This window comes from Lysobacterales bacterium, from assembly GCA_014946745.1.
Lineage (GTDB): Bacteria > Pseudomonadota > Gammaproteobacteria > Xanthomonadales > Xanthomonadaceae > Aquimonas.
The window spans coordinates 245,057-265,991 of record JADCRD010000001.1 but is presented as its reverse complement, the minus strand read 5'-3'; the positions used below and the strand labels follow the sequence as shown (position 1 = coordinate 265,991).

Annotated in this window: 17 protein-coding genes and 1 pseudogene; 8 read left to right on the top strand and 10 right to left on the bottom strand. The window is 67.0% G+C overall.

Features of this window, described 5'->3' with window-relative positions; all coding sequences use genetic code 11:
• The first annotated feature begins 115 nt into the window (after nucleotides 1-115).
• The 5 genes from H4O13_01120 to H4O13_01100 all read left to right on the top strand — a co-directional run bounded on the left by H4O13_01120 (nucleotide 116) and on the right by H4O13_01100 (nucleotide 2,958).
• Nucleotides 116-391, top strand: coding sequence for a hypothetical protein (locus H4O13_01120; protein ID MBE5313986.1), 276 nt, complete (start codon nucleotides 116-118; stop codon nucleotides 389-391).
• A gap of 98 nt (nucleotides 392-489) precedes the next feature.
• Complete coding sequence (locus H4O13_01115) at nucleotides 490-822, top strand: YciI family protein (GenBank protein ID MBE5313985.1); 333 nt, start codon at nucleotides 490-492, stop codon at nucleotides 820-822.
• Nucleotides 823-844: 22 nt separating this feature from the next.
• Entirely contained in the window at nucleotides 845-1,297 is a 453-nt protein-coding gene (locus tag H4O13_01110; GenBank protein ID MBE5313984.1) for an SRPBCC family protein, read from the top strand.
• Between the two features lie 22 nt (nucleotides 1,298-1,319).
• Nucleotides 1,320-1,688: a DUF1428 domain-containing protein gene (locus H4O13_01105; GenBank protein MBE5313983.1), complete on the top strand. Its 369-nt coding sequence runs from the start codon at nucleotides 1,320-1,322 to the stop codon at nucleotides 1,686-1,688.
• Nucleotides 1,681-2,958 (top strand): RNA polymerase sigma factor, encoded by a 1,278-nt coding sequence (locus H4O13_01100; protein ID MBE5313982.1) that lies wholly within the window; start codon nucleotides 1,681-1,683, stop codon nucleotides 2,956-2,958. Before H4O13_01105 ends, H4O13_01100 begins: the two co-directional genes overlap by 8 nt.
• Before the next feature lie 163 nt (nucleotides 2,959-3,121).
• On the opposite strand, the gene H4O13_01095 is transcribed toward H4O13_01100, so the two are convergent.
• Together H4O13_01095 and H4O13_01090 are read right to left on the bottom strand one after the other, a co-directional pair.
• Entirely contained in the window at nucleotides 3,122-3,574 is a 453-nt protein-coding gene (locus H4O13_01095) for a hypothetical protein (GenBank protein MBE5313981.1), read from the bottom strand.
• A gap of 74 nt (nucleotides 3,575-3,648) precedes the next feature.
• Nucleotides 3,649-3,950: pseudogene (locus tag H4O13_01090) on the bottom strand (transposase).
• Between the two features lie 446 nt (nucleotides 3,951-4,396).
• Between H4O13_01090 and H4O13_01085 the strand changes: the two are divergent.
• From H4O13_01085 to H4O13_01075, 3 genes are all read left to right on the top strand, one after another.
• Nucleotides 4,397-6,439: a DUF3857 domain-containing transglutaminase family protein gene (locus H4O13_01085; protein ID MBE5313980.1), complete on the top strand. Its 2,043-nt coding sequence runs from the start codon at nucleotides 4,397-4,399 to the stop codon at nucleotides 6,437-6,439.
• Between the two features lie 94 nt (nucleotides 6,440-6,533).
• Entirely contained in the window at nucleotides 6,534-8,882 is a 2,349-nt protein-coding gene (locus H4O13_01080; protein MBE5313979.1) for a sel1 repeat family protein, read from the top strand.
• Between the two features lie 94 nt (nucleotides 8,883-8,976).
• Nucleotides 8,977-10,737, top strand: a complete 1,761-nt coding sequence (locus tag H4O13_01075; protein MBE5313978.1) for a hypothetical protein — start codon at nucleotides 8,977-8,979, stop codon at nucleotides 10,735-10,737.
• A gap of 289 nt (nucleotides 10,738-11,026) precedes the next feature.
• On the opposite strand, the gene H4O13_01070 is transcribed toward H4O13_01075, so the two are convergent.
• From H4O13_01070 to H4O13_01035, 8 genes are all read right to left on the bottom strand, one after another.
• Nucleotides 11,027-11,623 (bottom strand): hypothetical protein, encoded by a 597-nt coding sequence (locus tag H4O13_01070; GenBank protein MBE5313977.1) that lies wholly within the window; start codon nucleotides 11,621-11,623, stop codon nucleotides 11,027-11,029.
• Nucleotides 11,624-11,766: 143 nt separating this feature from the next.
• The gene (argH, locus tag H4O13_01065; protein MBE5313976.1) at nucleotides 11,767-13,056 is read right to left on the bottom strand and encodes an argininosuccinate lyase; all 1,290 of its coding nucleotides are present in this window, start codon (nucleotides 13,054-13,056) and stop codon (nucleotides 11,767-11,769) included.
• Nucleotides 13,053-14,018: an N-acetyl-gamma-glutamyl-phosphate reductase gene (locus H4O13_01060; protein ID MBE5313975.1), complete on the bottom strand. Its 966-nt coding sequence runs from the start codon at nucleotides 14,016-14,018 to the stop codon at nucleotides 13,053-13,055. Before H4O13_01060 ends, argH begins: the two co-directional genes overlap by 4 nt.
• Nucleotides 14,019-14,238: 220 nt before the next feature.
• Entirely contained in the window at nucleotides 14,239-14,838 is a 600-nt protein-coding gene (locus H4O13_01055; GenBank protein ID MBE5313974.1) for a GNAT family N-acetyltransferase, read from the bottom strand.
• Nucleotides 14,839-14,840: 2 nt separating this feature from the next.
• Nucleotides 14,841-16,151: an acetylglutamate kinase gene (locus H4O13_01050; protein MBE5313973.1), complete on the bottom strand. Its 1,311-nt coding sequence runs from the start codon at nucleotides 16,149-16,151 to the stop codon at nucleotides 14,841-14,843.
• 665 nt (nucleotides 16,152-16,816) lie between these two features.
• A complete protein-coding gene (locus H4O13_01045; protein ID MBE5313972.1) occupies nucleotides 16,817-17,896 on the bottom strand; it encodes an acetylornithine deacetylase in 1,080 nt (359 codons plus the stop codon).
• A gap of 173 nt (nucleotides 17,897-18,069) precedes the next feature.
• Nucleotides 18,070-19,305, bottom strand: coding sequence for an argininosuccinate synthase (locus H4O13_01040; protein MBE5313971.1), 1,236 nt, complete (start codon nucleotides 19,303-19,305; stop codon nucleotides 18,070-18,072).
• 129 nt (nucleotides 19,306-19,434) lie between these two features.
• A complete protein-coding gene (locus H4O13_01035; protein ID MBE5313970.1) occupies nucleotides 19,435-20,436 on the bottom strand; it encodes an N-acetylornithine carbamoyltransferase in 1,002 nt (333 codons plus the stop codon).
• Nucleotides 20,437-20,935: the final 499 nt, after the last annotated feature.

The window sequence follows — 20,935 nt, the reverse complement described above, 5'->3', positions numbered from 1 at the left end:
GGGCAGGCGGTGGGATCGTCAGCGCGTCCCAAGGCGAGTCGACGCTGTCGAAAGCGCGCCCGCTGCTTCGACCAGTTATCGAATTCCGCGACGAAACCGGCTGGAGACCCGCGTCATGCCCTATCTCGCCCTGCTTTACGAACCCGCTGACACGCCTGTTTTCGAAGCGCGCGGCGTACGCTGGCGACTGGCCGGCGAGGCCCTGCGCCTGGGCCCCGGACCGACGCCGGCCCGCCCCTGTGCGCTCGCCGAATGTCGCGCCGCCGCTGTGGCTGCCGTGCAGTGGATCGAGGCGCGCGATCTCAACGAAGCCCTGCGTCTGGCCACCCGCGAACCGCTGCCGCCCGGCTACCTGCTCGAACTGCACTCGCTCGAACGCTCGGCCCCGTAGCAGACTGGGAAGCGCACTGACGGTCGACCCGGGGCAATCAAGCCCCCGTCAAGCCCACCCCCACAGCAGCCCAACGAATCCCCAATCCCGGCCCTCAAATGAAATACCTCTGCCTCGTCTACTACAACGAAACCCATCAGGCCGAGCTGCCGGACGCCCACTGCATGCACTACGCCAGCGGCCTGGTCGAGCGCGGGGTCATGCTTGCGGGCAACGCTCTGCAGCCCGTTGCCACCGCCACCACGGTGCGCGTGCGCGACGGCCAGGTGCAGGTCACCGATGGGCCTTTCGCCGAAACCCGCGAGCAGCTCGCAGGCTTCTACCTGATCGATGCAAAGGATCTGGACGAGGCCATCGACATCGCGGCCGGCATCCCGCCCGCGCGGGTCGGCAGCATCGAGATCCGTCCGATTCGCGAACTCAAGCCCTGAGCCACTGCCAAGGAGACCCGACATGCCCGGCACCGTCACCCTGCACCGCGTGATCCGCGCACCCGCCGAGCGCATCTATCGCGCCTTTCTCGACCCCGACGCCATGTGCAAGTGGAGCCCACCGCACGGCTTCACTGGTAAGGTCACCCACTCCGACCCGCGCGTCGGCGGCTTCTACAGGATGTCGTTCACCAACTTCACCACCGGCACCACCCACAGCTTCGGCGGCGAGTACCTGGAGCTGGTGCCGAACCAGCGCCTGCGCTACAGCGACCGCTTCGACTCGGAGGCGCTGCCCGGCACGATGCTCACCACGGTCGAACTTCGCGAGCTGCCGATGGGCACCGAGCTGCGCATCGAGCAGAGCGGCATTCCCGATGCGATACCCGTCGAGGCCTGCTACCTCGGCTGGCAGGAGTCGATGCAGCTGCTGGCCCAGCTGGTCGAGCCCACCCTTCCCGATCACGGCCCCTGAACGCCCACGCAAGGAGACACCCATGTCCTACATCGACGGCTTCCTGCTGCCCTGCCCCGCCGACCGCATCGAGGAGTACCGCAAGATCGCCGCGACCGCCTGCGAGGTCTGGCTGGAGCACGGCGCGCTCGAATACTGGGAGTGCGTGGCCGAAGACATGAACAACGACTTCTCGCGCCCTTTCCCCGAGGTGATCGGTGCGGGCGAAGGCGAGACCGTGGTCTTCGCCTGGATCCGCTACCGCTCGCGTGCGCACCGCGACGAGGTCGGCGCCAAGGTCATGGCAGACCCGCGCATCGCCGGCATTTCGCCCGAGTCCATGCCTTTCGACTGCAAGCGCATGGGCTATGGCGGCTTCGAGGTACTGGTCGGCGCACGCGCCGATGGCTGAGGCTGCGCCCACACTCGCCGCGCAGATCGATGCGCTGTACCGCAGCGACTCGCGGCGCGTGCTCGCCACCCTGATCCGCCTGCTCGGCGACTTCGAGCTCGCCGAGGATGCGGTCTCCGACGCCTTCGCGGCCGCCGTCGAGCAGTGGCCAAAAGAGGGCGTGCCGGCCAATCCGCTCGCCTGGCTGGTCTCGGCCGGCCGCTTCAAGGCCATCGACCGCGTACGCCGGCGCGCGCGCTTCGACGAGATCGCGCGCGGCATCGCCATCGAGGATGAGCTGCTGCGCGACGAAGCCCAGCTCGATGAGTTCGAACCGGTCGAAGACGACCGCCTGCGCCTGGTCTTTACCTGCTGCCACCCCGCACTCGCCTTCGAGGCGCAGGTCGCGCTGACCCTGCGCGAAGTCTGCGGGCTCACAACCGAAGAAATCGCGCGCAGCTTTCTGACCTCGCCGGCCACGCTGGCCCAGCGCATCGTCCGCGCCAAGGCCAAGATCCGCGACGCCAAGATCCCCTACATCGTGCCGGCGCCGAACGAACTGGCGCAGCGCCTGGACGCCGTGCTCAAGGTGGTCTATCTGGTCTTCACCGAGGGCTATGCGCCCACGCTCGGCGAACAGCTCACCCGCGGCGATCTCTCCGGCGAGGCCATTCGCCTGGGCCGCCTTCTGGTCGAGCTGCTGCCCGAAGCCGAGGTGCAGGGCCTGCTGGCGCTGATGCTGCTGACCGAAGCGCGCCGCCCCGCACGCAGCGACGAGGCCGGCGAGCTGGTGCTGCTGGAGCACCAGGACCGCACGCGTTGGAACCGCACATTCATCGAAGAGGGCTGCGCCCGCGTGCAGCAGGCGCTGCGTGCCCGCCGCATCGGCCCCTACCAGCTGCAGGCCGCGATCGCCGCCGTCCACGCCGAAGCGCCATCCGCCGCCGATACCGATTGGCGCCAGATCGTCGGCCTCTACGAAGTCCTGCTGCGCATCGAACACACGCCGGTCGTGGCACTGAACCGCGCCGTCGCCATCGCCATGGCGGCCGGCCCGGAACACGGCCTGCCGCTCATCGAACAGCTGATCGACTCCGGCGCACTGAAGGACTACTGCCCGGCGCATGCGGCGCGGGCGGAACTGCTGCGGAGGCTGGGTCGCAGCGAGGATGCTGCAGCGCATTTCCGTCGGGCTTTCGAGCTGTCGAAGCAGGGGCCGGAGCGGCGGCACTTCGAGCGGCAGTTGGAGCTGCTGCAGACGCGCGAGCACAGCAGCCGCGAGCACCAATAGACCAGGCTCGGTAGCAGCGGAATGCTTCTGCCAACCGTAGGCCCCGCGTGGTGCGCGAACGCTCTCGCAGGATCGCGATGCTCGCCATCGTCGGTTGCAGCAAGCTCGACCTCGCCCTGATCCGGTATCGCGCGAGCCGACGCACTGCGCCCGATCTGTCAGATCAACCGTGATCGAATCCGGTGATCTCGGCGTGGATCACGCACCCCTCTCGCGCTACCAGCAGGCCCCGAAAGCCCCACCAGGGAGATCGGTCGGGATCGGTGGAGTACTCGAAGGTATACAGCTCGGAGGGTGCCCGCAGGTTCTGCCGGATGAAGTCCGACACCGGGTAGAGCCAGACGATCGAGGTCGCTGCATCGGCCTTCCGGTCTGCCACCTCAGCCTCCGACTGTTGCCGATCGAGCTCCTCGATCGAGGAAGGGCCTGCCACACCGACACGCTGGCGAAGTTGTTCCAAGCGTCCTCCCGGGCAGTCCTTCGTGGGCTCCGAAAGCCGCGCGAGCTCGCCCCAAGTGCTGCGCTCCGTCAGCAATGCGCTGCCCTCGGCGTGGCAGGGCGACGCCGTAGCCGAGGCGACCAACACGAGTAGCAAACGGCAGGCCTGCGTGTTCATGAGTCGAGGGTTTCCTGTGGACGCGTCCGAGCAATTCCCGGCGGGTCATCGCTCGCTCACCAAACCGGCAGCAGCATGCGACGGACCGCCTCGCGCTTGCCCAGTGGGGCTAGCGCCACACACCGAAGCAGATCGTTAGTGCCGCGATGTCCGGATGAGCTTCGGCGAGCAAGCACTCCAGTCGGCTGTTCTCCGACTCAAGCTCATTGCGCCGCTTGGCGTCCCTCGCTTCGAACCCGCCGCACTTCGTCCGCCAAGCATAAAAGCTGGCAGGACCGAAGCCATGCTGGCGACCCAACTCAGCTACGGCCAACCCCGCCTCCGCCTGCTTGATGAATCCGATGATCTACTCGGGGGTGAATCGACTTTTGCGCAGGTCCGTCCTCTCAGGATGACCGACTATTGCTAGCGTCGGTGGGTACGGCTGGGTGGGGGCAGGTCGGAAAACTCGGTTGCACCATCTGGGGATCTGGCGCTGGTGGACCCGGTCCGAAGCGATCGAGCTGAAGGAGCAGGGACCGGAGCGACGGAATATCGAGTGGGATTCGGAGCTGCCGATGCTGTTGATGCTGTCTGAGCGCAAAGCTCATCGACTCCCATAGCCCCGGTGCGGGGCGTAGTGCCGAGCTGTCCTGGAGGAGTAGCGATCCCCGGGAGCGACGAGCTCGCGCAGGCGCATCAAGCACAAGGCGAGCGGCTCATCCGGCTCCGCTATCGCTCGGTTGCCAGATCACGCCCCCCCGCGCCACGAGCCGTGCCGCACGGCATGGCCGCTGCTAGACTCGCCCGAGCGCCGTTCGCGCAATTTGATGAGGTTGATCGATGTCGTTACGTGCCCTTGCCGGCGTTTGCCTGGCACTTTCGCTGAGCGCTCTCGCAGGGCTGGCAGGTGCCGCCGATACGCGCCACGAAAGCGGTGGATTTTACTACTACCGAAGCCCCGTGCCTGACTGGGTCGAAGTGGCCACCGTTGCCTCCAGCTGGCCTGCAGACGCTCCCGGCGCCAGCGACACCAGCTGGCGAAACTGGCTGATCGACGCACAGGTCGATCGGAGAACCGAGCGACGCCGACGCTACTTCGATACTGCCTTCGAAGCCACCACCGAGGCGATGTTGGCGTATGCGGGACGCTTCACCATCGACTTCAGCCCCGACTATCAGACACTGCATCTGCACCGAATCGAGCTGCGCCGCGACGGCCAATGGCAGGATCGCATGGCGGACGCGCGGATCACCCTCGCCCAGCGCGAGGGGGACTTCGAATCCGACATGTCGACCGGTACGGTCAGCGCCCTGATGGTGATCGCCGATGTGCGCCCCGGCGACGTGGTGCGCTATGCCTACAGCGTGGAGGGCGAGAATCCAGTCATGGGCGGTCACACCCATGACGCCTTCAGTCTGGCTTGGACCGACCCCATCCTGCTGCGTCGGGTTCGCGTTGATTTCGCCCCTGGCATCGAGCCCAGCTACCGATTGATCAACAGCGACCAGGCGCCTGCGCTGCTCGAACTGGAGGACGGTCAGCGTCTGCAATGGGTTGGCGAGAATCTTGCGGCCGTGGCGCAAGAGGACAACACGCCGCCGTGGTACTCGACGGTACCGATGATCGAGGTGGCGCCGCGGAAGGCCTGGAGGGACGTGGTTGCCTGGGCCACCGACCTGTACCCGCGTCAGCAGCCCCTGCCTGCCGAACTGGAGGCGCGGTTGGCGCAGTGGCAGACACTGTCCTCGCCCGAAGAGCGCGTCGCCGCGGCACTGCAAGCGGTGCAGGACGAGGTCCGCTACTTCAGCGTGCTGCTCGGCGACAGCACGCATCGGCCGGCGGAACCGATGACCAGCTGGGATCGACGCTTCGGTGACTGCAAGGACAAGGCCCTGCTGCTGGTGCACCTGCTGGAGCGCATGGGCGTGCAGGCGAATCCGGCACTGGTATCGTCGCAACGGGAACGGGCAATCGGAGAGGGTCTGCCCGCAGCCTCCCAGTTCGATCACGTCATCGTCGAGGCCGAGGTCAATGGGCGACGCTATTGGCTAGACCCCACGCTCACCCACCAGCGCGGCCCTCTGGCCATGCGACAGGCCAGCGACTTCGGCCTCGCCCTGCCGATTTCCGCGTCCACTGCCGCACTTCGGGACATGAGCGAGCTGCGCGAGCTCCGCTCGGAGCGCAGCGTGCATGAGCGATACGTGGTTCAGGAAGACGGCCGCAGCGTGCGCTTCGAAATCACCACCGAGTTGCGCGGCGGTGCCGCAAACCAGCGCCGACGCGAGATCGCCGCCAGTTCAGCGGACCGCCTTTCGCGTGACTTCGCTGACTACTACCGTCGCCTGCACGGTGAACTCCAGGTCGCCGAGCCGCTGCGCATTGAAGACGATGAAGCGGCGGGAGTGCTGCGCATGCACGAAACCTACACGCTTCAGAAGCCTTGGAACCACGAGTCGCCATCCCACCGGACCATCGACTTCTACGCGGACATGATCGCTCCCCTGCTTCGGCTGGAGGGGGCCCTCGAGCGCGCGCATCCGCTGTGGCGCCCGCATCCGCTCACACTGGAGCAGACGGTCGAACTGGTGCTGCCCAAAGACTGGAGCAGCGGCGAAGCTCCGGGTGACGTGGAGATCTCGGATCATGCCTTCGCGTACCGTCGCGAGATCTCCCGCATCGACGGCGGGCTGAGGATCGTCCAGACCTATCGATCGGAGGGCGACCACGTTCCGGTCGAGGCACAGGCGAAGCACTTCGACCAGCGCCGCACCGCTGTCGACGCGCTGAGTGTTCGCATGAATCTCAACCCTCCGCGGGAATCAAGCGCGCGCGAGCGCAGTAGACGCCTGCGCGCTCTGATCGAGCAGCCGACCCAGTAGGCGAGGCCCGACTGCGGTCTCCCGGAATCTGAGTCCGGCAGCCACGTTCAAGTCATCCCGTCCGACATCGATTCAAGTGTGTACGGAGCACTCCATGAAATCCCTGCTTGCCTCGGGCTTGATGGGGCTTGCGCTTGCGCTGCCCGCCAACGCCCTCGACCCCGCCACGGCCGACTTGCCGTCGGCAGAGGCCCTGTGGTCAAGGTTCCACGCCGTCACGGATCCGGTCGGCGCTGCGGATTCCATGTCAGTCCTTGACGATCTGTTCGACTACGGAGGCGGCATCGAAGAAAGCGCCTGTTCCGAGCAAGAGAGCAGGCTTGTCGATGCCCTTCAGCGGGTCCCAGTAAGCCTTGCGCTCTGGAAGGCGGAGATGGACTGCGCGGAAGCTCTGCAGGACGGACAGCGACTCGCGCGCGCCGAGGCACACTTCGCCAGCCTTTCCCGCTACGCACTGGCCCGTGCTCCGCTGATCGCCAGCGAGGAGCCACCGATGCCCATCGTCAGCGAGGCGGACGCCTGGTTGCTCGCCGAGGCACTTGAGCTCGAGGTCGTGCATGCCTATTACCGGATGCCACTGAGCGGCCCCCACGTGCGTCTGCAGATGACCGTGGCGGATCCTGCCGAGCAGACCCAGCGCATCTGGATCTTCGATGCCGTCGAGAGTTGGCGTCCACTTTTCGTACGCGATCCCGATGCTCTGAGTCCTGCCTTCGCCTGGCGCTTCCGCAACGCCTACATGACACCGTCGGAGGGCGAAGCGGAAAGCAGCGCAGGTCTGCGGCTGCAGCGCGTGGTCGATGCCTTGGCGGTGCGCGACACCAGTGATGTTCCGCGACAGCTGCAGGTCATGGCGCAGACCGACTTCGGCGCAGCGCGCGCGTTCTTCGAACTGTGCGTGGTGCGCAATCCGGGCGTGTGCTCGCACGCCGCGATCGACAGCCTGCTGCGCTTCGCCGAAGAGGGCTCGGCCGAAGCCCTGTGGCTGGTCGGCACCGCCTATGCTGAAGGACGCGGAGTGCCGCGCGATTCCGAGGCCGCCGGCATCCTGCTCGACCGCGCCGACGCTCGCCTCGGACAGTCGAGAGCGACGCTGGCGGCAGCACGCGAGTGGCTGCTGCTGTATCGGCTGCCGTCCTTGCCGCCGATCCTCGAAAAGCGCATCGAGCGCCTCGCCGACGATGGGCTCACCGAGGCTTCCGAACTGCTGCTTGCGAACGAACTCAACGGACTGGTGCACAAGCGCGTCTCGCCCCTTCAGTTGCGACGCTACGCCGCCGCTGCCGAGGCGCATGACCTGCGGATCCGCGCCCTCTACGCCGCCCTTCTGCAGCGCGGCGGCCAAGACGAGAGCCTGCATTCGCTTCTCACGCTCGCGAGACAGGGTGAGCCGAGCGCAGCAGCGGCCTTTCTCGATTCGCGACGGGGCAGAGCGATGCTCACCGCGAACCCCGAGCTGAGCGCGCAGTTGCACAGGCTTGCCGGCATGCACGGCCGGGCGGCGTCCAGCGCCCGCATGGCTCGCCACATGCTGGATCGAGGGCAGCGCCGGACTGCCCAGGCCTGGTTCTATTCCGCGTTCATCCAAGGGCACCTCGCCTCTGGCGCGCGCGCGGTTGATCTCGCATTGCAGGCCGGCGGTCTCTACGGGGGGTCGCCAGAGTCGTGGGCGCGCATTCTCGATGTCGTCATCGAATTTGAAGACAGCGCGCTCGCACGCCGTCTGCTTGCAACGGTGTTGCTGCAGAAGGCCACGGACCGGCCACCGGATTCGGAGAAGGCGGGGCGATTGCTGCGCTCGCGCCTGGCAAGCTCGGATCCCGACGCACAGCTGGTGCTGGCCAGCGCCCTGCTGCAAGGCTTGATCGCTGCGCGGCCCGGCGAGGATGGCGAAACCCTGCTGCGATCCCAGGCCGAGGCCGGCCGCACCGTGGCCATGGACAGCTTGGCGCTGCACCTGGCGGCCGGGCTGATCGAGGGCAGCGCCCAGGACGCCCTGTCGCTTTGGCGCGCAGCCGCGCAGCAGGGCGACCTGGTCGCGCTGAACAATCTGGCCTGGAGCCTGTGCACTGCCGCTGACGATCAGTACCGCGACGTCGAGGCCGGCCTGACCGAAGCAAAGGAGCTGCTCAAGCGCATTCAGGACGACGACTACTTCGCCCAGGACACGGTGGCCAGCTGCGAGGCCGCCGCGGGAGACTTCGAGGGCGCCTCCGAACGGCTGCGGACGATGGTCGGAACGCTTCGCAGAGAGGGCATCCACCGCAACGCCGTCGCGTACTTCGAGGACAAGCTCGCGCGCTTCGAGCGACGCGAGGCGTTTGTCGAAGACGCGCGCACTGAGGGCCCGCTGGTCAAGCCGAGAATCCGCCCGGAAGCCGCTCAGCCCGCCGAGATCAAGCCCGCCGACGCTGTCGAGGTCCCGGAGGAGCACAGAGATTGACCGCAGTGCGTCCGCCCACGGCACAGCCCCCTCGCGGCGGCCTCCCATCGGCAGTCCACTGCCGTTTCGTTACGGCCCACAGTCGGCGCCGCTCATGACCCGTGTGCTTGCGTGCCTGCTGATGCTGTTCAGCGCGTTCACAAGCGCGCGCGCCGAGCCCCCCGCACTGCCGCGACCCGGCGACGTGCCGGCCGAACAGGCTTGGACGCAGTTTCTCGCGCACGCCGACTCCGCTCAGGTGGCTGGCGCAATCAGGTTGGCCGACAGCATGTACGACGCGGAGGGCAATACTGATGCCGGTGCCTGTGCGGTACACGCTGAGGCGTTCGCGAACGCGCTCCGACAGGCACCGGTGAGTCTGGCGCTCTGGTACACGGAAATGGATTGCGCCGACGCGGTTGCCGACGAGACGCGTAGCGAGGCCGCCCTGTCAGCGTTTGCAGCACTTTCCCGCCACGCACTGTCGGGAAATCCCGCGCCGGCAAGCTCCGCTCCGCCGATGCCGGCGCTGAACGAGTCGGATGCCTGGCTGATGGCGGCAGCGCTGGAATTGCAGGTCCTGCATGCCTACTATCCAATGCCTCTGCAGGGGCCGCATTTCCTGCTGCAGATGTCGGTCTACGATCCAGTCACCGAGCGTGAGCAGATCTGGATCTTCGATCTTGCGGAAAGCTGGCGTCAGCTGGTCGTGCGCGATCCCGCGGAGGTCAGCCCTGCCTTCACCGCCGAACTGCGCCAGGCAGTGATCGATAGCGGCGATGAATACTGGGACGGCGGCGCTAGCGCGCACCTCGCGCGCGTGGTGCGCGCCTTCGAGCATGGCGACCGGGTCGGCCTTGCCGAGCGCCTCTCAGCGCTGGCAGCGGAGGACTTCGGCGCTGCGAGAGCCCTGTTCGGACTATGCATCGCCAGTGCCGCCGCCGACTGCAGCGAGCGTGCGATCGACAGCCTGTTGGACTACGCTGAGGCCGGTTCTTCGGAAGCCCTGTGGTTGCTGGCTCTCGCCCACGCGGTCGGCCGGGGCATCCCGCAGGACGCCGAAGCCGCCAATCGGTTGCTGGACCGCGCAGACCGCCGACTCGGTGGCGCCAGCGCAACCCAGGCAGCGGCTCGTGAATGGCTGCTGCGGTACCACCACCCACGATTGCCCGATGCGTTGATCGAGCGCCTGCGCGCGCAGGCTGGGCGCGGTGATCTCGAGTCCGCCGAACTGGCGCTACTGCACGACTTGGACAGGTCTGCCCGGGAAGGCCTATCCGCGGACCAACGTCAGCGGGTAGCAGCTGCAGCCAACGCCCGCGACCCGCGCATCCGCGCACGTCATGCGGCTCTGCTGCACCAAATAGGCGAACCGGAAGGAGAGCGGCGCCTGCGGGCGCTGGCTGCGGCAGGCGAGCCGGAAGCAGCCGCTCATCTGCTTCGCATCCACGGGGCCGGCGCAGCAGGCCGGAAAGCGAAGGCGCGGGTCGCATGGCACAGACTCGCCGGACTGCATGGCTCGGCAGCCTCAAGCTCCGCGATGGGTTGGCATCTGCTGCAACAGGGCAGATTCCTCTCCGCACAGGAATGGTTCTCCAGCGCCCTCGTTCAGCGCGAAGCTGCTTCCGGCGGCTGGGGAGGAGAGCTGACGATGCACTCGAAGCACACGCTCGGCTTCAAGCCGAACACGATCAAACAGCTGCTGGAGGCGACGCTGATCCGCCAGGAACATGTCAGCGCGCGGAGCATGCTGGCCAACCTGCTGCTGATGAGCGGTATCGACCTGCACGCCTATGCACGGCGCCCGATCGGCGTGCTGCGCGCAAATCGGGACGGCGAGGCCGAGGCATCGGCGCAGACCCTGCGCAGCGCATGATCGCCGCCGAACAAGCTCATGAAGGATCTGCCGACCACACGCAAGGTCGGCAGATCATCGGCATCGAGCAACTCCCGTCGGTCGTTGAGCACACGGTTCAGTCGAACGCACCGGGGTACGGCTTCCTCGCGCATGCGGCGCCGACCGAGCTACTCCGGAGATTGGGGCGCAGCGCGAAAGCAGTGGCCATGTCCGGCGTGCCTTCGATCTGTCCAAGCGGGAGCCGGTGCGGCGCTGCCTGGGGCGGCGGCTGGCGCGTCTTGATTGCGCGGGAGTCCGCTCGATCCGCTCATCTCCGGTAGCTCTCGCTGTACGGCGAATCTCCTTTTGCACCCAGCCACGGCGTCAGCAGGCTCACGTCCTTCAGGTGATTCGCCTCGAACGACAGAGCGATGCTTGGAGGGCAGCTCCCTGTCGTCTCGGCGAGCGTTCCTGACACTTCGACAAGAATGCGCTGACCTTTCGGCTGGATGCTCACCTGGCCGGTGGAGAGCCAGCCGGAGCAGGCGGCGACCGGCCACGCGGAACCACCGCGCGAATAGACGACCAGCGCTTCGGAGCTCGGCAGCTCGACCGTACGCTCCCCATACATCCGTGGCTCAGCCAGCCACAGAGTCAGCTTCTCGAAACTCTCGTCATCTATCGTGAATACGCCGCCAGGACTGAAGCGGCGATAGGCCATGACCCAGCCATCCCCGGGAGCGATGCGGTGCGCATACAGGCCCAGAGCGTCGCGACCCAGCACCTGTCGCCGCGCCTCGAATTCCTGCAGGTAGCGTGGATCGTCAAGCGCAGCGCGGCGGACATGAAAGGTATCTACCCTCGTGTATCCCCCGAGCGAGGCAAGCAGGCCTGCCGACAGAAACAAGCCAAGCAGAGGTCTCATGTCATCCACCGGATTGGAATCAGAGTGCTGCTGAGAGCGTGGATCAGGCTCGAAGTTCGCGCGACAGATTCGACCGGGCCCCGAACGGCATGCCAGGCTCGGCGCATCCCCCCGGAAGCAGGCTGATCTTCACTCGCCGCGCTTTATTCGAAACCTGCCAGCCTCGCTTGCAACACCTCCAAGCGCAGCTGCCCCGACGCCCCCGGCGAGACGCGCGCTTCAATGCTCGCCAGCGGATCGCGCTGCGCCCAGCGCGCGGGGTCGGCGGCCTGCACGTAGGCCTCGCGGAAGGGCAGGCCGTCGCGGGCGAGTTCGACGGCGAGGTCGGTGGCGTACATCGAAGGCTCCAGCGCGGCCCGCATGCGTTCGGGCACCCATTCGAGGTTGCGCAGCAGGTCGGGCAGCAGGGCCAAGGCGGACAGACCGCGGCCGAAGGCGTGCACGATCGCGCCCTTGCTGAACTGCAGATCGCGGTGGTAGCCGGACGGCAGGCTGAGCAGCTGGTCCAATTCGGTGCGCGCCGCCGAGATCGAGGCGTGCACGGCGCGCATCAGTTCGACCACGTCGGGGTTGCGCTTGTTGGGCATGATCGAGCTGCCGGTGGTGTATTCGGCGGGCAGCTTGACGAAGCCGAACTCGGCGGCGGTGAACAGCGACAGATCCCAGGCCAGACGACGCAAGTCCAGCGTGGCCGAGCCCAGCGCCTCGACCGCGGCCAGCTCGAACTTGCCGCGCGAGAGCTGGGCATAGGTGGCCGCCAGCTGCATGCGGCCGAAGCCCAGTGCGGCCGTGGTGTGGTCGCGGTCCAGCGGCAGATTGATGCCGTAGCCGGCGGCGCTGCCCAGCGGGTTGGCGTCGATCAAGGCCAGGGTATCGCGGGCGCGCTGGGCATTGTCGATGAAGCCTTCGGCCCAGGCCGCCCACCACATCCCACAGCTCGACACCATCGCGCGCTGCAGATGGGTATAGCCGGGCAGCGGCAGCATCGATTCGGCCTCGGCGCGCTCAAGTGCCACCTGCGCGGTCTCGACGCAGAGCGCCTGCAGGCGGCCCAGCCGATCCTTCAGCCACAGGCGGGTGGCGACCAGCACCTGATCGTTGCGGCTGCGACCGGTGTGGATGCGCTTGCCGGCGTCGCCCAGCTTCTCGGTCAGCCAGGCCTCGATGGCGCTGTGCATGTCCTCGAAGCGTGCATCGAGCACGAAAGCGCCCGATACGATCGCCGCGTCCAGCGCGCTCAGTTCGCGCTCGATGCCGGCGAGTTCATCGGCACTCAGAATGCCGATGCGCTGCAGGCCCTGCGCGTGCGCGCGGCTGGCGATGATGTCGAAGCGAATGAACTCGCGGTCGAGGATCACGTCTTCGCCGGCCAGGAACTCCTGGATGCGGGCGTCGACCTTGACGCCCGGCTTCTGCCACAGCAGTCCACTCACGGCAGACGCTCCTGTGCGGTGAGGCCGGCGAACTCATCGAGGCCGAAGGCGAGATTGAGGTTCTGCAGCGCCTGGCTGGCGGCACCCTTCAGCAGATTGTCCAAGGTGGAAACAATCACCACGCGGCGTCCATCCGCCGACACGGTGAATCCTCCGATCTCGACGCCCGACTTGCCGGCGATGCGGCTGACCCAGGGCGCAGCTTCCGTGACACGAACCAGCGGCTCGTTCGCGTAGCGCGCGCGATAGAGATCGAGCAGCTCAGCAACCGTGGTAGGCGCTTCCAGATGCAGGTTCACCGTCATCGTGATGCCGCGGAAGTGCGGCGCCACGTGCGGCATGAACTCGATGTCCTCGGCCAGCTGCACGCTGACCTCGCGCTCGTGGATGTGGCCGGCGAGGCTGTAGGGCATCAGGTTGTCGCGCAGCAGCTCGACGTTGTTCTTGTCCGAGGGGCTGGTGCCGGCACCGCTGTAGCCGCTGACGCCGAAGCACTGCGCCGGGCCGTGGATGCGCCCGGCGAGCGGCGCGATCGCCAGCTGCATGGCCGTGGCATAGCAGCCCGGGTTGCTGATGCGGCGCTCGCCCGGCGCGCGCACGCGGGTCAGCTCGGGCAAGCCGTAGTACCAGCGTGCATCGAAGCGGTAGTCGGCCGAGAGATCGAGGATGACCGGATCGACGCCCGCCGCATCGACGGCAGCCACGAACTCCGCCGCCTTGCCGTTCGGCAGGGCCAACACCAGCGCATCGGCCTTGGCCTTGGCGGCGGCTTCCGGGCCGTGGTTGACGTAGAGCAGCAGGGGATCGACGCCGTCCTCGAAGTCCGCCACACGCTGACCCTCACGCTCGCGCGAGCTGACGAAGGCGAGCTGGAACGCGGGATGGTTCTTCAGCAAGCGGATCAGCTCGCTGCCGACGTAGCCGCGGGCGCCGATCAGGCCGATGCGGATCTTGGAACTCATGGGGCGGAAACTCCGGGCCTTGCGGCACCTGCAGGACAAGGATTGTTCACGGCGAGCCGCATGCCAAGCGCCGCCTCACGTAGGTTGGGCCAAGCGCAGCGCGGCCCAACATCGCGCGTCGCAAGATCCGCTGCTGCGACCTTGGGATGCGCCTTCGGCTTACCCCAACCTACTCGCAAAGCTTGGGCACCGCGGGCTTCTGCCCGGAGGGAGCGGTCGATCATGACTGCACCTCCCGCCCCAGCCGCCGCAGCAGATTCGCCCGCACCTCCGGCCACTCGGCATCGAGGATCGAATACACCACGGTGTCGCGCAGATGCCCGTCGGGCATCCGCATGTGTCGGCGCAGGAGGCCGTCCTGCTTCGCGCCCAGACGCTCGATGGCCGCCCGCGAGCGCAGGTTCTGCGCATGCGTGCGCAGCTCGACGGCGACGCAACCGAAGCGCTCGAAGGCCTGCCGCAGCAGCATCAGCTTGGCCTCGGTGTTGAGCGCCGTGCGCTGCACGCGCTGGGCGTACCAGGTGTAGCCGATCTCCAGCCGCGGCAGGCTCCAGTCGATATGGCAGCAGCGCGTGCTGCCGGCGACATCGCCCCGCGCATCGAGCACGGCGTACGCCAGCGCCCGGCCCTGCGCCTGCTCATCAAGCGCGCGCGCGATGTAGGCCTCGACCGTGTCGGCATTCGGCACCGAGGTCACGCGCAGATTCCACAGCTCACCGTCGCTGGCCGCGCGCACAAGCGCCGGCGCATGCGCGCGCGTCAGCGGCAGCAGCTGCACGTGCTCGCCGATCAGCGTCGGCGGGGTGGTGATCGGCTCCATGCTCAGCCCTTCAGCGTGACCGGCCGCGCGCGGCAGTGCTCGACCGCGAAGCGGATGTCCTCGAAAGCCTCCAGCCCGTACCAGAACACGTTCCAGCGCTCGCCTTTCATGCAGCCGTCGCTCTCGCCGAAATAGAAATCGTTGATGGCGTTCTCGCGCCGCGAGCGCCAGAACAGCTTGGGGTTCTCGGCGCGCATCACCTGCCAGGCGGCGCGGCCCAGGCCTTCGCCCTGGGCGTCGTCGCTGACTGCGAACTTGTCGAGGTGCGGGATGCCGTTCTCAAGCGTGAGGATCAGCGCCGCGCGATAGTGCTCGCTGACGTAGATGCGGTAGGGCTTGACCGTGTCGAAGTAGCTCTTGACCAGCTTGCGGCCGAAACTCGACTCGATCAGCGCCTGCAGGCGCTTGAGATCCAGGCCCTTGAAGCTCTTCTTCGAATGGATCTTCTCGCCGCGGCGCACCAGGGTGCCCGAGCCGCGGTGGGTGAACAGCTCTTTCGCGAGTTCGTCCGGCTTGGTGATGGACACCGACGAAGATGGCGGCAGCTGCATCAGCAGGTCGTGGATCTGCTCGATTTTGACCTTCATGCCCGAGTGCAGCCAGTCCTGCTGCATCAGGTGGGCGTACTCAGTCGACAAGTTGATCGAATCGATCACCCTGCCCTCGCCGTCGAGCAAGCCGCCGGTGCCGGTCAGGAACACGATCTTGTAAGGCTGCAGCTGCTTGACCAGATCGTTGGCCGCCCAGTCCGCATTCAAGTTCACCATCTGCCCGCCGGCGGTTTCGCCCAGGCTGGTGATGACCGGAATCGAACCGGCCTTGATCGCCGCCTCGATGCCTTCCGTGTGCACCGTGGTGACCTTGCCGACCAGGCCGTACTTGCGCTTGTTGAGGAAGTCGGCTTCGAACACGCCGCCGGGGATCGAGGTCGCGCGCACGCCGGCCACCTGCAGAGCCTCGACCAGGCGCAGGTTCTCGCTCATGAACACGCGGCGGACGATGCGCAGCACCTCGGGCGTGGTCACGCGCAGGCCGTCGAGCGTCTGCTTGGAGATGCCGGCGGCCTTCATCTCATCGTCGAGCTGGGGGCCGGCGCCGTGTAGCACGATCGGCGTCAGGCCCACCTGCTGCAGAAAGGCGAGCGAGCTGACCAACGCGTCCATCTCGTCGCGCAGGATCGCGCCGCCAACCTTGACCAGGGCGAAGCGCTCGGCATCGACCTGCGAGAAACGTTTCAGGTACTGCTGGATCTCCTTGGCCGAGGCCATGTTGGAGAGCAGACGGACGATGGTGGGGCGGAGTTCTTTGGCCATGGGGCTGGGATGGGTTCTGCAGAGTGGAGATGGGTGCGGGGCCGAACAGAGCGCGGATGCGCTCGCACGGAGCTGCTTGTCTCCCCTCTCCCCTGGAGGGAGAGGGGTCGGGGGAGAGGGGGATGACGCTTGCCGCGAGATTCGCCCCCTCTCCCCAACCCCTCTCCCTCAGGGGGAGAGGGGCTTGTTCGCTTCGATTGAGGCCATCGCAAGGAGGATTGCTTTCGGATTCAGAAAAAGCCGCGAACAACTCAGCCGAGCGTCGCCGCCCGGCAGCATTCGCAGGAGCACTTAGTCCGCCGCGCTGATCTGCTCCAGTACAAGGTGCCTATCGGCCGCGTGTGCGGAGACAACGAGTTCAAGCAGAACGTGGCGCCCATTGTTCGTAGGAATGCGCTGTTCGACTGACGCGACCAAAGCGGTGTCATTCGGCTTCAAGCGGCTTACACAAGGAAGGGAGAGTGGTGGCCCGAGGGAAGATGCTCCCAGCTCTGAGAGGATGGCTGATAGGTCATCGCGGATGGCTGTAGCAGGGTCCCGCTCGAAGGCCAGCGCGTAGCCGAACCGCTGGGCCAAGGCAGAGAAATCGCCCGAGCAAAGCAGTTGAGCTGCCTCATAGCAAAATGCCGCCAAGGCCTCGGGGGCCCCCTGGCCGTCGGCAATCTTCATGCGCCACCAAACAGCCGCAAATAGGTCTTCGCCACCGCCTCCAGCTGCTCCAGCGCCACCCACTCATCGGCCGTATGCGCCTGGGCGATGTCGCCTGGGCCGTACACGATCGCGGTCAGCCCGGCGGCGGAGAACAGCGAGGCTTCGGTCCAGAAATCCACGTCCGGGCCGACCGGCAGGCCGAGCTCGGCGACAAGCGCCTCGGCGCGGGCGAACTTCTCGGCCGTGTCGCCGCCCGAGGGCAGCGAAGGGCCGCGGAAGGTTTCCTCGTAGTGGGCCAATGCGTCCACCGAGGCGAAGCCGCGGAAGGTGTCGTGCAGGCCGTCGATCGAGTGCGAGGGCAGCGGGCGGAAGCCGAAGCGCAGCTCGGCCGCGGGCGCGATCATGTTGGCCTTGATGCCGCCCTCGACGCGGCCGATGTTGTAGCGCAATCCCTGCAAGCCGCCGAAGCTCTCTCCGGCCTGTGTCTGCACGAAATCCAGCGCGCGCCCGCCGAAGCGGATCGCCTGGTGCAGGGCGCTCTGCTCCATCGCCTGCGCGCCCGAGGCGTGGCCGGCGGTGCCCTTGAACTTCATCAGCACCGAGCTGATGCCGCGATGGGCCAGCACCGCGCGGGCCTGGGTGGGCTCTGCGACGATGGCTTCAACGAAGTCATGACCCTGGGCGAGGAAGCCGGCGATGCAGCGCGCGTCGTTGGCTTCTTCGTCGGTGGTGAACAGGAAGGCTGCATCGCCCTGCGTCTGCTCGGCGGCCGTGATCAGGCAGGCCGCGGCGCCCTTGATGTCGCAGGCGCCCAAGCCGATCGCACGGTCGGATGTCACTCGCAGCGCGTGCGGGTCGGCGCTCCAGTGCGGCGAGTCCGGCACGGTGTCCATGTGCACGTTGAACACGCGCTTCGGAGCGCCACGCACGGCCAGCAGGGCAATCGCGCCGGCGCCGAAGTCGGTCAGCTGGAAACGGAAGCCCGGCAGGGCCCGCTGCAGGTAGTCGAACATCGAGCGCCCGATCTCACGCGGTGGATTGCGGGTGTCGAAGGCGACCAGTTTTTCGAGGTGGTGAAGGATGCGGTCGAGCATGGGTTGGGTCTGCCTTGGGCATACGGAGTCATGGTCTGAAGGCTCGGCTCTGCCGGACCCTCTCCCCAACTCCCTGCGCCTTCGCTGCGCTCGGGCTCACCGAGTCATGGACCCCCACCGGAGGTCCATGAGCGACTCGGCTCGCTCCACCGGGAGAGGGGCTCAACAAGCAACTACTTGTTCACTTCCGCCCACAGCGTGCTGCTCATGCCGAACAGCTTGATGAAGCCCTCGGCCTCTTCCACGCCCCAATCGGCCGACTGCGCGTAGACCGCGCCCTTGGCGTTGAGGATGTGCGGCGAAGTCACTGCCACCGCATCGACGCGGGCGCCGTGGGTTTCGAGCGTGACCTCGCCATTGACCTTGGCCTGCGAGCTGGCGAGGAAGGCCTCGAGGTCGTACTTCAGCGGGTCGTGGTAGAAGCCCTCGTAGACCAGCTCCACCCACTTGCGCGCCACCTCGGGCTTGAAGCGGTTCTGCTGCTTGGTCAGCACGGTTTCTTCCAGCGCGCGGTGCGCCGCGAGCAGGGCGATCAGGCCCGGGGCTTCGAAGATGATCCGGCCCTTCAGACCGATCGTGGTATCGCCGGTATACAGGCCGCGGCCGACGCCGTACTTCGCGAACTCGGCGTTGAGCCGCGCGAGCAGCGCCGCACCAGCCATGCGCTCGCCGTTGATCGAGACCGCCTCGCCGTGCTCGAAGCCGATCCGCAGCTGCAGCGGCGCGGCGGGCCAGTCGGCGCGCTTGGCGCACAGCCCGCGCGCGCCCTCGCCCGGGGCCTCCCACTTGTCGATCTCGCCGCCGGACATGGTTACGCCCAGCAGGTTCTCGTTGATGGTGTAGCTCTTCTGCTTGGCGCGGACTTCGAAACCGCGTGCTTCCAGATAGGCCTGCTCGTAGGCGCGGGTCTGGGTGTGCTCCTTCTGGATCTCGCGGATCGGCGCGACGATGACGTAGTCGCCCTGCGCCTTCACCGCGAGATCGAAGCGCACCTGGTCGTTGCCCATGCCGGTGCAGCCGTGCGCGATGTGCTTGGTACCCAGCTCCGCACAGCGCTTCAGCGCGGCATCGACGATCAGGTAGCGATCCGACACCAGCAGCGGGTACTGACCCTGGTAGGCCTCGCCCGCCCAGACGAAAGGCTTGACGAAGCCCTCCCAGATCGCCGGACCACCGTCGACGGTGACATGGCTGGCGGCGCCCAGCTCGACCGCGCGGGCCTCGATGTAGGCGCGCTCTTCGGCATCCACGCCGCCGGTATCGGCGAACACGGTATGCACCTCGTAGCCGCGCTCCTTGAGCCAGGGAATGCAGAAGCTGGTGTCGAGGCCGCCGGAGAAGGCAAGCACGATGGGGCCGGGATTGGGGATTGGGGATTGGGGATTGGGCGATGCGGCGTTCGATGACATGGCGGTTACCGGACTAGGGGAGGTCTGAAACAGGAATCGATGCGCAGCGCGTGGACTCGGAAGCGAGGCCCGGGATCGAAGCGCAGAGCGCTCTTCAATCCCCAATCCCCAATCCCCAATCCCGGCGGCTCAGCGCAGCAGAGCCGCCATGACCGCCTTCTGCACATGCAGCCGGTTCTCGGCTTCGTGGATGGCGATGCAGGCGGGGCTGTCCATCACGGCGTCGGTGGCCTTGACGTTGCGGCGCAGCGGCAGGCAGTGGCTGAACACGCCGTTGTCGGTCAGCGCCATCTTGCGTTCGTCGACGATGAAGTGCTTGTGCGCGTCGCGGATGGGCTTTTCTTCGTGCCAGCGGCCGAAGTAGGGAATCGCGCCCCAGCTCTTGGCGTAGACCACGTGCGCACCGGCATAGGCCTCATCGGGGTCATGGCTGACGCGGAAGCTGCCCTTGGCCTCTTCGACGTTGTCGGCCGCCCAGCGCATGTAGCGCTCGTCGAGCACGTATTCCGGCGTCGGGCACAGCAGAGTCACGTCCATGCCGAGGCGCGTGGCGATGGTCAGCGCCGAGTTGGCAACCGCGGTGTTCAGCGGCTTGGGGTGATAGGTCCAGGTCAGCACGTACTTCTTGCCGCGCAGGTCGTCGGTGCCGAAGTGCTCGCGCAGGGCCAGCGCGTGCGCCAGCTCCTGGCAGGGATGGGTGATCGTCTCCATGTTGATCACCGGCACCGTCGAGTACTTGGCGAAGGCGCGCAGCACTTTGTCCTCGCGGTCCACCGACCAGTCCTGGAACTTCGGGAACGCGCGCACGCCGATCAGGTCGACGTAGCGGGCCAGCACGCGGGCCACTTCGGCGATGTGCTCCTCGGTGTCGCCGTCCATCACGGTGCCGAGTTCGAACTCGATCGGCCACGCATCCTTGCCGGGCTGCAGCACCACCGCATGACCGCCCATGTGGAAAGCACCCAGCTCGAAGCTGGTGCGGGTGCGCATCGACGGGTTGAAGAACACCAGCGCGATCGAGCGCCCGCGCATCTGCTCGCCGAGCTTGCTGCGCTTGAACGCGGCCGCCTGCTGCAGCAGCGCGTCCAGGCCCTCGCGGGTCCAGTCCTGGGTGTTCAGGAAGTGACTCATCAGCGGTGCATTCATCCGTCGGGTCTCGTCGTGGTGTGGATTCGATGGAGCTGGGTAATCGGAGTGGGGCGGAATCGTTGGCGCAGGGGAAACCTGGTGGAATGAAGCCGTTGAACCTGTGCAACAAGACCTGGGCCGCAGCGCGGCTCAAGCGCGTCAACAGGGCGGACCGCTCAACCCTCTCTCGCCCTGTGAGAGAGGCGTTGGAGAGAGGGGGGCGCTCCCATCTGGGTAAGCCTCCCCTCTGCCCCACCCCCTCTCCCACACGGGGAGAGGGAAGAACAGCAGAACCTCAGCCGCGCGCCGGGCCAGAAACGCAAAAGCCCGGCACACAGGCCGGGCTTTCCGTCACAGCTGCGTCGCAAACGCCCGGATCACCCCGCGATGTGGGCTTCCAGTCGGCGCGCGCGCGAGGTCATGCCAGCCGCCATATAGGCGCTGGTCAGAACATCGGCGTCGGCGGGCTTGGTGAACATGGGGGCGGAGGATGGCACAGGGT

What these genes read in the sequence shown, in the direction of transcription:
- H4O13_01120 (MBE5313986.1), top strand. Translation starts at nt 116, where the DNA reads ATGCCCTATCTCGCCCTGCTTTACGAACCCGCTGACACGCCTGTTTTC.
- H4O13_01115 (MBE5313985.1), top strand. Translation starts at nt 490, where the DNA reads ATGAAATACCTCTGCCTCGTCTACTACAACGAAACCCATCAGGCCGAG.
- H4O13_01110 (MBE5313984.1), top strand. Translation starts at nt 845, where the DNA reads ATGCCCGGCACCGTCACCCTGCACCGCGTGATCCGCGCACCCGCCGAG.
- H4O13_01105 (MBE5313983.1), top strand. Translation starts at nt 1,320, where the DNA reads ATGTCCTACATCGACGGCTTCCTGCTGCCCTGCCCCGCCGACCGCATC.
- H4O13_01100 (MBE5313982.1), top strand. Translation starts at nt 1,681, where the DNA reads ATGGCTGAGGCTGCGCCCACACTCGCCGCGCAGATCGATGCGCTGTAC.
- H4O13_01095 (MBE5313981.1), bottom strand. Translation starts at nt 3,574, where the DNA reads ATGAACACGCAGGCCTGCCGTTTGCTACTCGTGTTGGTCGCCTCGGCT.
- H4O13_01085 (MBE5313980.1), top strand. Translation starts at nt 4,397, where the DNA reads ATGTCGTTACGTGCCCTTGCCGGCGTTTGCCTGGCACTTTCGCTGAGC.
- H4O13_01080 (MBE5313979.1), top strand. Translation starts at nt 6,534, where the DNA reads ATGAAATCCCTGCTTGCCTCGGGCTTGATGGGGCTTGCGCTTGCGCTG.
- H4O13_01075 (MBE5313978.1), top strand. Translation starts at nt 8,977, where the DNA reads ATGACCCGTGTGCTTGCGTGCCTGCTGATGCTGTTCAGCGCGTTCACA.
- H4O13_01070 (MBE5313977.1), bottom strand. Translation starts at nt 11,623, where the DNA reads ATGAGACCTCTGCTTGGCTTGTTTCTGTCGGCAGGCCTGCTTGCCTCG.
- H4O13_01060 (MBE5313975.1), bottom strand. Translation starts at nt 14,018, where the DNA reads ATGAGTTCCAAGATCCGCATCGGCCTGATCGGCGCCCGCGGCTACGTC.
- H4O13_01055 (MBE5313974.1), bottom strand. Translation starts at nt 14,838, where the DNA reads ATGGAGCCGATCACCACCCCGCCGACGCTGATCGGCGAGCACGTGCAG.
- H4O13_01050 (MBE5313973.1), bottom strand. Translation starts at nt 16,151, where the DNA reads ATGGCCAAAGAACTCCGCCCCACCATCGTCCGTCTGCTCTCCAACATG.
- H4O13_01045 (MBE5313972.1), bottom strand. Translation starts at nt 17,896, where the DNA reads ATGCTCGACCGCATCCTTCACCACCTCGAAAAACTGGTCGCCTTCGAC.
- H4O13_01040 (MBE5313971.1), bottom strand. Translation starts at nt 19,305, where the DNA reads ATGTCATCGAACGCCGCATCGCCCAATCCCCAATCCCCAATCCCCAAT.
- H4O13_01035 (MBE5313970.1), bottom strand. Translation starts at nt 20,436, where the DNA reads ATGAGTCACTTCCTGAACACCCAGGACTGGACCCGCGAGGGCCTGGAC.